We start from the raw sequence: 8,186 nt of genomic DNA, 5'->3' as shown, positions 1-8,186 counted from the left end.
ATGGTAATGCCAGGCGACAACATTCAAATGATTGTTGAGCTAATCGCGCCAATCGCAATGGACGAAGGTCTACGTTTTGCGATCCGTGAAGGCGGCCGTACAGTAGGTGCTGGTGTTGTTGCTAAGATCTTCGAATAATTCATAGAATTAACGAAGTCTTCGGAAAATCTTTTGAATAAGATTTGACGAACCAGTAGCAAAAAGGGCATCATTTGATGCCCTTTTTCTGCGCAAGACATAATGTTTGCTGATTTCTTGTCCAAGCAGATGTTAAGCAGGATTTTTTTGCTGGGGATTTTGTTCTCGGTAGAAGAAAAGAGTACGTCAATTGATTTTAAATTGCCGTTTCATGGATTTGCCCTGCAACAGCGGGGTTGTTGTCGTCTATATTAAGACTTGTGACAGGTTGGTTTTATGAAAGCAAATAATGCTGAAACTCCTGAAAGCTCAAATGGCGCAGATATCTTTAAGTGGATTATCACTTTTGTTCTGCTAACTGCCGCTGTTGTGGGTAATTACCTGTATGGTGATATGTCTGTAGTGGTACGCGCTGCAGGTGTGGTTGTTCTGATTGCCGCAGCACTTGGTGTTGCAGCTACTACAACTAAGGGTAAAGCTGCGATCGCATTTGCGAAAGAATCTCGCATGGAAGTGCGCAAAGTGGTATGGCCAACGCGTCAAGAAACTTTGCAAACGACATTGATCGTTCTAGCTGTAAGTATTGTAATGGCTCTAGCGCTATGGGGTATCGACGGCATTATGGTTCGTTTGGTAGCTCTAGTAACTGGGGTATAGAGGGTTTATTTACATGAGTGAAGCTCCTAAAAAACGCTGGTATGTAGTTCAAGCCTTTTCTGGATTTGAAGGTCGTGTAGCTCAGTCTCTACGTGAGCATATCAAAATGCATGCTATGGAAGAGCTATTCGGTGAAGTACTTGTCCCTACTGAAGAAGTAGTGGAAATCCGCGCTGGACAACGTCGTAAGTCAGAGCGTAAGTTCTTCCCAGGTTACGTCCTAGTTCAGATGATCATGAACGATGAATCATGGCACTTAGTGCGCAGTGTTCCGCGTGTCATGGGCTTCATTGGTGGTACCTCTGATCGTCCAGCTCCTATCACTGATAAGGAAGCTGACGCGATTCTTAACCGTCTTGAGAAAGCGAGTGAAGCGCCACGTCCACGTACTATGTACGAAGCGGGTGAAGTTGTTCGCGTTACTGACGGTCCATTTGCTGACTTCAACGGTACTGTTGAAGAAGTGGATTACGAGAAGAGCCGCATGAAAGTGTCTGTATCGATTTTTGGTCGTGCGACACCAGTTGAGCTTGAATTTGGTCAAGTTGAAAAATTTGATTAAAAAAACAGCTTGTAAAGGCTTGTTTAAGGCGCGGATTATGACTATAATTTCGCGCCTTTTTACTTCTACCTGAAGTAAAAAGTTTTGTTATAACGGGGAGCTGATCAGTGGATTAGCGCTAGAACCCAAATTTAGGAATTATCATGGCTAAGAAAGTTGAAGCTTACATCAAGCTACAAGTTGCAGCTGGTATGGCGAACCCAAGTCCACCAGTTGGTCCTGCACTAGGTCAACACGGTGTTAACATCATGGAATTCTGTAAAGCGTTCAACGCAAAAACAGAATCTATGGAGAAAGGTCTACCAACACCAGTTGTAATCACTGTTTACAACGACCGTTCTTTCACATTCATCACTAAGACTCCACCTGCTGCTACTCTTCTTCTGAAAGCTGCTGGTCTTAAGTCTGGTTCAGGCCGTCCAAACACTGAAAAAGTGGGTACTGTAACTGAAGCTCAAATCCAAGAAATCGCAGAAACTAAAGCTGGCGACATGACTGGTGCTGACATTGAAGCGATGAAGCGCTCTATTGCGGGTACTGCTCGTTCAATGGGCCTAGTGGTAGAGGGTTAAGAACATGGCAAAACTTACTAAGCGCATGCGCGTAATCCGCGAAAAAGTTGACGTAACTAAAGAATACGAAATCAACGAAGCTGTAGCTCTTCTAAAAGAACTAGCAACTGCTAAATTCGTTGAGTCTGTAGACGTTGCTGTTAACCTAGGTATCGACGCTCGTAAATCTGACCAAAACGTACGTGGTGCAACTGTACTACCACACGGTACTGGTCGTGATATCCGCGTTGCTGTATTCACTCAAGGTGCAAACGCTGAAGCTGCTAAAGAAGCTGGCGCTGACCTAGTGGGTATGGAAGACCTAGCTGAGCTAGTTAAGAAGGGCGAAATGAACTTCGACGTAGTTGTTGCTTCTCCAGATGCAATGCGCGTTGTAGGTCAACTAGGTACTATCCTAGGTCCTCGTGGTCTTATGCCAAACCCTAAAGTTGGTACTGTAACTCCTAACGTTGCTGAAGCGGTTAAGAACGCTAAAGCTGGTCAGGTTCGTTACCGTAACGACAAAAACGGCATCATCCATACAACAATTGGTAAAGTGTCTTTCGGCGCAGAACAATTGCAAGAGAACCTAGAAGCACTTCTAGTGGCTCTTAAGAAAGCTAAGCCATCTTCAGCGAAAGGTACTTTCCTGAAGAAAGTTAGCATTTCTACTACAATGGGTGCTGGCGTTGCAGTTGATCAGGCTAGCCTGAACACTCAAGCTTAATTCATTTGATTAGGTGCAAAATTAGTGTATAATTCTGCGCCTAATATTTGTGGTTGGGGCTGAACTTTGGTTCGTTAAACTCTCGAGTTTGACTGAATTATGACCCAGTCTCCGTCCAAGACCGTAGGTGTTGAGCTTTGTTTACAAAGCCTGACTTAATCATCCTACGTAGATGGTGCCCGAACTGACAGAAAGCTCTATGTAAATAGTTACCTTTCTTCTGGGAAGCACCTAAATAGCTCTCACTGTTGTGATAATAGTGAGTGGTGTAATAACAACCAGGAGTAAATCCAAGATGGCTTTAAACCTTCTAGACAAAAAAGCAATTGTTGCTGAAGTCAACGAAGCTGCCAGTGGTGCACTTTCTGCAGTTGTAGCTGATTCTCGCGGTGTAGCTGTGGGTGAGATGACTGCTCTACGTAAACAAGCTCGTGAAGCTGGCGTTTACCTACGAGTTGTTCGTAACACTCTAGCACGTCGTGCAGTTGAAGGTACACAGTACGAGTGTCTAACTGACACTTTCACTGGTCCTTCTCTAATCGCGTTCTCTAACGAGCACCCAGGTGCTGCAGCGCGTCTTTTCAAAGACTTCGCTAAAGAGAACAAAGATTTCGAGATCAAAGCTGCTGCATTTGAAGGCGCTCTAACTGACGCTGAAGTACTAGCGACACTACCAACTTACGACGAAGCTATTGCACGCCTAATGATGTGCATGAAAGAAGCTTCTGCTGGCAAGCTGGTACGTACTATCGCTGCTATCCGCGACCAAAAAGAAGAAGCAGCGGCATAAGCCTTGCTTTTTACTGGTTGCTTAATAAACTTATTGTTGACTTAAAAGAGAATTGTTATGTCTATTACTAACGAGCAAATCCTAGACGCAGTTGCAGAAATGTCTGTAATGCAAGTTGTTGAACTAATCGAAGCTATGGAAGAGAAATTCGGTGTTACTGCAGCTGCTGCTGTAGTTGCTGGCGGTGCTGCTACTGAAGCTGCTGCTGAGCAAACTGAATTCGACGTAATCCTAACTTCTGCTGGCGCTAACAAAGTTGCTGTTATCAAAGCAGTACGTGGCGCTACAGGTCTAGGCCTTAAAGAAGCTAAAGCTCTAGTAGACGGCGCTCCTGCAGCACTTAAAGAAGGTGTTGACAAAGCTGAAGCTGACGCACTTAAAGCTCAGCTAGAAGAAGCTGGCGCTGCTGTTGAAGTTAAGTAATTATTACTTAATTTCTTAGCCGACAGGCTATGGCTGGTGGTTTTATGACCACCGGCCTTTTTGCGCTGTAGGGTATAGGTGAATTTTCCCGCTGTTTAAGCACCTTTACCTGAGCAAAAAACATGGTATTCGATCAGAATAACATGTCCTACAGTAAACAGTTGTTAGTCACTGTCCCTCCCCATCAAACTAGATGAAAGGCGGACAGTTTGGGTCACTTATCAGCGAGCTGAGGAACCCCATGGTTTACTCTTATACCGAGAAAAAGCGCATCCGTAAGGACTTTGGTACTCGTCCACAAGTTTTGGACATTCCATACCTGCTATCGATCCAGCTCGATTCGTTCGAAAAATTTATCGAACAGGATCCTGAGGGACAATACGGTCTTGAGGCTGCTTTCCGTTCTGTATTCCCAATCCAGAGCTACAACGGCAACTCTGAGCTGCAATACGTTAGCTACCGTCTTGGTGAGCCAGTATTTGATGTTAAAGAATGTCAAATCCGTGGCGTAACGTACTCAAAGCCACTACGCGTAAAACTACGCCTAGTTATTTTTGATAGAGACGCGCCAGCAGGCACCGTTAAAGACATCAAAGAACAAGAAGTCTACATGGGCGAAATTCCGCTTATGACAGACAATGGTACCTTCGTAATTAATGGTACCGAGAGGGTTATCGTATCCCAGCTGCACAGAAGCCCTGGCGTTTTCTTCGACAGCGATAAAGGTAAGACCCACTCATCAGGTAAAGTTCTATACAACGCACGTATCATTCCTTACCGTGGCTCATGGCTTGACTTTGAGTTCGATCCTAAGGACAACCTGTACGTACGTATCGACCGTCGTCGTAAACTGCCTGCGTCAATCATCCTACGTGCACTTGGTAAGACTACCGAAGAGATCCTTGATCTATTCTTCGAGAAAGTGAACTTCCAAGTGAAAGATCAAACTCTAATGATGGAGTTGATCCCTGATCGTCTACGTGGTGAGACTGCTTCTTTTGATATCGAAGCAAACGGCAAAGTTTACATTGAGCAAGGTCGTCGTGTAACTGCGCGTCACATTCGTCAGCTTGAAAAAGATGGCGTTGACCACATCGAAGTACCAGTAGAGTACATCGTTGGTAAAGTTGCATCGAAAGATTACATCAATGAAGCGACTGGCGAGATCATCGTTGGTGCAAACCAAGAAATTAGCTTGGAAGCACTGGCTAACCTATCTCAAGCTGGTCACAAAGCTCTAGAAGTTCTATTTACGAACGATCTAGACCACGGCCCATTCATGTCAGAAACACTACGTATCGACAGCACTGTTGATCGTATCTCTGCACTGGTAGAAATCTACCGCATGATGCGCCCTGGCGAGCCACCAACGAAAGAAGCTGCTGAAGCTCTATTCGAAAGCCTATTCTTCTCTGAAGAGCGTTACGACCTATCAACTGTTGGCCGCATGAAGTTCAACAGCTCGATTGCTCGTACTGACGCAGAAGAGCAAGGCACACTAGATGAGCAAGACATCATCGAAGTGATGAAGAAACTGATCGCGATCCGTAACGGTATCGGTGAAGTCGATGATATCGACCACCTAGGTAACCGTCGTATCCGTTCTGTTGGTGAAATGGCTGAAAACCAATTCCGCGTTGGTCTTGTACGTGTTGAACGTGCAGTGAAAGAGCGCCTAAGCCTTGGCGACCTTGATGCAATCATGCCTCAAGATCTAATCAATGCTAAGCCTATTTCAGCAGCGGTTAAAGAATTCTTTGGCTCTTCACAGCTTTCACAGTTCATGGACCAAAACAACCCGTTGTCAGAAGTTACGCACAAACGTCGTATCTCTGCATTGGGTCCTGGCGGTCTAACTCGTGAACGCGCTGGCTTCGAAGTACGTGACGTACACGTAACTCACTACGGTCGTCTATGTCCGATCGAAACGCCAGAAGGTCCAAACATCGGTCTGATCAACTCTCTATCTGCGTTTGCGCGTTGTAACGAGTACGGTTTCCTTGAGACTCCATACCGTCGCGTTGTAGATGGCGTAGTAACAGACGAAGTAGATTACCTATCTGCAATCGAAGAAGGTCAATTCGTAATCGCTCAGGCGAACACGGTTCTGACTGAAGACGGTACATTTGCAGAAGAGCTGATCACAGCTCGTCAAAAAGGTGAATCTGGTCTTCACCCTCGTGAGCACGCTCAGTACATGGACGTTGCGACGAACCAGGTAGTATCAATTGCAGCCTCGCTAATCCCGTTCCTAGAACACGATGATGCGAACCGTGCCCTAATGGGTGCGAACATGCAACGTCAGGCAGTTCCAACACTGAAAGCTGACAAACCTCTAGTAGGTACTGGTATCGAACGTAACATCGCTGTTGACTCAGGTGTAACTGCAGTAGCGAAACGTGGTGGTGTAATCCAGTCTGTAGATGCTTCTCGTATCGTTGTTAAAGTGAACGAAGAAGAATTGATCCCTGGCGAAGCTGGTATCGATATCTACAACCTAACTAAATACACTCGTTCTAACCAGAACACTTGTATCAACCAGCGTCCATGTGTGATGCCAGGTGAACCAGTGGCTCGTGGCGACGTTCTAGCTGACGGTCCTTCAACAGACCTTGGCGAACTAGCACTTGGTCAGAACATGCGTATCGCGTTCATGCCTTGGAACGGTTACAACTTCGAAGACTCGATCTTAGTATCAGAGCGCGTAGTTCAAGAAGACCGCTTCACGACAATCCACATTCAAGAACTATCTTGTGTGGCACGTGATACTAAGCTTGGTGCTGAAGAGATCACAGCTGACATTCCAAACGTAGGTGAGTCTGCTCTATCTAAACTAGATGAGTCAGGTATCGTTTACATCGGTGCGGAAGTGAAAGGCGGTGACATCCTTGTAGGTAAAGTAACGCCTAAAGGTGAAACTCAGCTAACTCCTGAAGAGAAGCTACTACGTGCTATCTTCGGTGAGAAAGCGTCAGACGTTAAAGACACGTCTCTACGCGTACCAAACTCTGTTTCAGGTACTATCATCGACGTTCAAGTATTTACTCGTGACGGTGTTGAAAAAGACAAACGTGCACTTGAAATTGAACAGATGCAGCTGAAAGAAGCGAAGAAAGACCTAACTGAAGAATTCCAGATTCTTGAGGGTGGCCTTCTTAACCGTGTTCGTGCTGTATTGATCGACGGTGGTTACGCTGAAGCGAAACTAGACACGACTGATCGTAAGAAGTGGCTAGAGCTAACGCTTGAAGATGATGCTCTACAGACTCAGCTTGAGCAACTAGCAGAGCAGTATGACGAGCTACGTGCAGACTTCGATAAGAAGTTCGAAACTAAGCGTCGTAAGATCACACAAGGTGATGATCTAGCACCTGGCGTACTGAAGATCGTTAAGGTTTACCTAGCGGTTAAACGTCGCATCCAGCCTGGTGATAAGATGGCGGGTCGTCACGGTAACAAGGGTGTAATCTCTAAGATCAACCCTGTTGAAGACATGCCATACGATGAAACTGGTCAGCCAGTAGACATCGTACTGAACCCACTGGGTGTACCTTCGCGTATGAACATCGGTCAGATCCTAGAAGTACACTTAGGTCTGGCAGCGAAAGGTATCGGTGACAAGATCAACAAGATGGTGAAAGAGCAGCAAGAGCTAGCGAAATTCCGCGAATTCCTGCAAAAAGTTTACGATCTAGGCGAGACTCGCCAGAAAGTAGACATTGCTTCTCTATCTGATGCTGAAGTACGTACATTGATTGGCAACCTACGTGGTGGTCTACCAATCGCGACTCCAGTATTCGACGGTGCACCAGAATCATCAATCAAAGCTCTTCTAGAGCTAGCAGACCTACCAACATCTGGTCAGCTAAAACTGTTTGATGGTCGCACTGGTGATGAGTTTGAGCGTCCTGTAACTGTTGGTTACATGTACATGCTGAAACTGAACCACCTTGTTGATGACAAGATGCACGCTCGTTCAACTGGTTCGTACAGCCTAGTAACTCAGCAACCACTTGGTGGTAAAGCTCAGTTCGGTGGTCAGCGTTTCGGTGAGATGGAAGTATGGGCACTAGAAGCATACGGTGCTGCTTACACGCTACAAGAAATGCTAACCGTTAAGTCGGATGACGTTAACGGCCGTACTAAGATGTACAAAAACATCGTAGACGGTAACCACAGCATGGAACCTGGCATGCCAGAATCGTTCAACGTACTGTTGAAAGAGATTCGCTCGCTAGGTATCAACATCGAGCTAGAAGACGAAGAGTAATCTCTTATCTCCCCAAGCTAAGGCTTGGGGAAGTAAAAGCGATTATTAGGTAGAAGGTGCTCACTTAA

Annotated in this window: 8 protein-coding genes; all 8 read left to right on the top strand. The window is 45.7% G+C overall.

The window, feature by feature from the left end; all coding sequences use genetic code 11:
• The coding region (locus tag IRQ95_RS20280) for an EF-Tu C-terminal domain-related protein (RefSeq protein ID WP_489114239.1) at positions 1 to 138 on the top strand (138 nt) is incomplete at its 5' end.
• A 276-nt stretch (positions 139 to 414) separates the two neighbouring features.
• Entirely contained in the window at positions 415 to 795 is a 381-nt protein-coding gene (gene secE, locus IRQ95_RS20275; protein ID WP_075651602.1) for a preprotein translocase subunit SecE, read from the top strand.
• A 13-nt stretch (positions 796 to 808) separates the two neighbouring features.
• The gene (gene nusG, locus IRQ95_RS20270; protein WP_194439348.1) at positions 809 to 1,357 is read left to right on the top strand and encodes a transcription termination/antitermination protein NusG; all 549 of its coding nucleotides are present in this window, start codon (positions 809 to 811) and stop codon (positions 1,355 to 1,357) included.
• A 143-nt stretch (positions 1,358 to 1,500) separates the two neighbouring features.
• Positions 1,501 to 1,929 (top strand): 50S ribosomal protein L11, encoded by a 429-nt coding sequence (gene rplK / locus IRQ95_RS20265; RefSeq protein WP_075651606.1) that lies wholly within the window; start codon positions 1,501 to 1,503, stop codon positions 1,927 to 1,929.
• 4 nt (positions 1,930 to 1,933) lie between these two features.
• Entirely contained in the window at positions 1,934 to 2,635 is a 702-nt protein-coding gene (gene rplA / locus IRQ95_RS20260; RefSeq protein WP_075651609.1) for a 50S ribosomal protein L1, read from the top strand.
• A gap of 295 nt (positions 2,636 to 2,930) precedes the next feature.
• Complete coding sequence (gene rplJ / locus IRQ95_RS20255) at positions 2,931 to 3,425, top strand: 50S ribosomal protein L10 (protein WP_075651611.1); 495 nt, start codon at positions 2,931 to 2,933, stop codon at positions 3,423 to 3,425.
• A 57-nt stretch (positions 3,426 to 3,482) separates the two neighbouring features.
• Complete coding sequence (rplL, locus tag IRQ95_RS20250) at positions 3,483 to 3,848, top strand: 50S ribosomal protein L7/L12 (protein WP_075651613.1); 366 nt, start codon at positions 3,483 to 3,485, stop codon at positions 3,846 to 3,848.
• Between the two features lie 241 nt (positions 3,849 to 4,089).
• Positions 4,090 to 8,118 carry a DNA-directed RNA polymerase subunit beta gene (gene rpoB, locus IRQ95_RS20245; protein ID WP_194439346.1) on the top strand — a complete coding sequence of 1,343 codons (4,029 nt, stop codon included), beginning with the start codon at positions 4,090 to 4,092 and terminating at the stop codon, positions 8,116 to 8,118.
• The last annotated feature ends 68 nt before the right edge of the window (positions 8,119 to 8,186 follow it).

This window comes from Vibrio fluminensis, assembly GCF_015278125.1.
Taxonomy (GTDB): domain Bacteria; phylum Pseudomonadota; class Gammaproteobacteria; order Enterobacterales; family Vibrionaceae; genus Vibrio; species Vibrio fluminensis.
Note: the sequence above shows the minus strand (reverse complement) of the source record. Positions and strands in the feature narration are given on the sequence as shown.

What these genes read in the sequence shown, in the direction of transcription:
- rplK (WP_075651606.1), top strand. Translation starts at nt 1,501, where the DNA reads ATGGCTAAGAAAGTTGAAGCTTACATCAAGCTACAAGTTGCAGCTGGT.
- nusG (WP_194439348.1), top strand. Translation starts at nt 809, where the DNA reads ATGAGTGAAGCTCCTAAAAAACGCTGGTATGTAGTTCAAGCCTTTTCT.
- rpoB (WP_194439346.1), top strand. Translation starts at nt 4,090, where the DNA reads ATGGTTTACTCTTATACCGAGAAAAAGCGCATCCGTAAGGACTTTGGT.
- secE (WP_075651602.1), top strand. Translation starts at nt 415, where the DNA reads ATGAAAGCAAATAATGCTGAAACTCCTGAAAGCTCAAATGGCGCAGAT.
- rplJ (WP_075651611.1), top strand. Translation starts at nt 2,931, where the DNA reads ATGGCTTTAAACCTTCTAGACAAAAAAGCAATTGTTGCTGAAGTCAAC.
- rplL (WP_075651613.1), top strand. Translation starts at nt 3,483, where the DNA reads ATGTCTATTACTAACGAGCAAATCCTAGACGCAGTTGCAGAAATGTCT.
- rplA (WP_075651609.1), top strand. Translation starts at nt 1,934, where the DNA reads ATGGCAAAACTTACTAAGCGCATGCGCGTAATCCGCGAAAAAGTTGAC.